Genomic DNA, 2,007 nt, shown 5'->3' on the forward strand with positions numbered 1-2,007 from the left:
TCAAATTTGGAGAACGATGCAAACTAAAACTCTAATAGCAAAAAATACAATTGACACAGTTTAATGAACATTACCGAAAAACGAATTAAATAACCCAACAACCACCTCCCTTTCGCGTTGGGCGAAAGTACTCCTCCTGGCCAGGAGGAGAAAGGAGTAGCTGAGATTCACCGAAGTCATTACAAACCGACAACTTTTCAGACAAGCAAGCATATGAATTTAGCAACGAACCCTTGCTGTTCGACTCAAGCCAAAAGGACTAGGTTGCTTGATGGAAAAGAGTAGAGCGCATGGGGCAAAGAGCCAAGGAAGAAACCCCCCAGGAGAATCATTTAGTAAACAGTGATTGGGGAACCGATTTTGTTTTAATCAAACTCTCCCCGGAGTCGTTTTCAATCCTAGCGGATTAAAACGACTCTTCCCCTCTCTATTCTTATGAAACAGCCAAAGGATTAATGTAATTTTGTAGGTACTCTTTTTCATTTTTTATTACAGCAAACATTCGTAATACCAATTTTGCTCTGATCGCATTCAATACAGTAATTTTATTCTTGCCTTCGGCTACTTTTCGGCAGTAATACTGTCCTAACTCTCCGCTGGTTTTACTGGCAGAAAGGGCAGCCATATGTAACAGAGATTTTATGCTCTTATCTGCTCTGTGCGATACTTTTCTTTTGGATCGAACACTGCTTCCAGAAGTATACGAGAATGGGGCAACTCCGGCATGGCAACAAAATTTCCGTGGATCTTTAAAATCTTGGAAAGCGTTTGTTTCGATAATCATTTTTAATGATGTTATTTCCCCAACGCCGTCAATTGAACAAAGCAAATGATGCTGCTTTGATAAAGTCGGGTCATTGTCAACGATCGATTGTATTTCTTCTTCCAGCTGTAGAATAACCTTGTTTAGGTTAGCAATCAGTTGTAACAAACGTTTTTGTTTTCTTTTAAAGAGCAACTGATCCATAAAGTCTCTTTGGTCAGTTAGCTGTCCTTTGTATTTGGCCCTGTCGCAAACAAGCATATCCCGCTCTCTTACCAATTGTTTTAAAGACTGGATCGACTTCTCTGGCATTGAAAACAGATGAGCCTGATCTTCAAACCTACAGGCATAAATGGCGATTTTGCGAGCATCCAGTTTGTCATTTTTCCCTCTTTGCATCCCCGATCTGTATTTGATCTGTACCGGATTCTCAATCCAAAGATCTATTCCAAGTTCATCACAAACACAAGTTAGAGGATAAATATACTTACCTGTATACTCTGCACAAATCAAAAGGCTGTCTTTACCGATGTCAGATAAGATGTCATTTAAGTGCCTCTTGATGGCCTGGCTGTGGTTCGTAACTATCACTTCTTTGTCAAAAACACCATCCTGATAATTGCAAAAATCCAACTTTAACTTGCTCACATCTACTCCAATAAAAATCTTCTTCATAACTTTGATTTTACTAATATCAAAAAGAAGGAAGGGAACTTGAAATAATCCTAAGAACCTTAATGGCATAAGGCTAATATCTTATACAGGTCTTTATTTCAAGAGAACCAGCGAGTCTAAATAGAGAGATAAGTATTGCTTGTCGAAAAGAATAGTTTACTAACTGGGTCCCTTTCTTTTTAATATTTTGGTTTATACTCAAAATTAATCCTTTCTAGTCCATCAAAAGATATCTTCGCAAATCTAAGGTTTTAAAGAGAGGGGAAAAGCCTGCAAAGCAGGCTTGGCGCGAGTTCTGAAATAAGCTGTACAGACTTAATCAGGTAGTTGAAGAGATTCTGTTTCCATCTTCACGATGAGAAAAAGAACTGGGCCCATATACTAGCGAGTATAAGCAAACCACCTCGTCACCGGTAAACCGGTGCCACTCCTCCTTGGCCAAAAAGGAGGAGAAAAGATGGTACTTGCAAGCCTTCCGATAAGCTAATCAAGTACGAAGACATACAACTTACAGAATTTAATTTGCCCAACTTCACCGCCAGGTGAAAAGCCTGGCCTACGAGGGTTTT

Annotated in this window: 1 protein-coding gene; it reads right to left on the bottom strand. The window is 39.4% G+C overall.

Features of this window, described 5'->3' with window-relative positions; genetic code table 11:
* Positions 1-433: 433 nt before the first annotated feature.
* Positions 434-1,438 carry an IS110 family RNA-guided transposase gene (locus ACRD6K_RS19960; RefSeq protein ID WP_430974671.1) on the bottom strand — a complete coding sequence of 335 codons (1,005 nt, stop codon included), beginning with the start codon at positions 1,436-1,438 and terminating at the stop codon, positions 434-436.
* Positions 1,439-2,007 lie beyond the last annotated feature (569 nt).

It is taken from the genome of Sunxiuqinia rutila (assembly GCF_050589705.1).
GTDB lineage: Bacteria > Bacteroidota > Bacteroidia > Bacteroidales > Prolixibacteraceae > Sunxiuqinia > Sunxiuqinia rutila.

Excerpts from the sequence above, each read along its gene's own strand:
- ACRD6K_RS19960 (WP_430974671.1), bottom strand. The coding sequence starts at position 1,438 with ATGAAGAAGATTTTTATTGGAGTAGATGTGAGCAAGTTAAAGTTGGAT.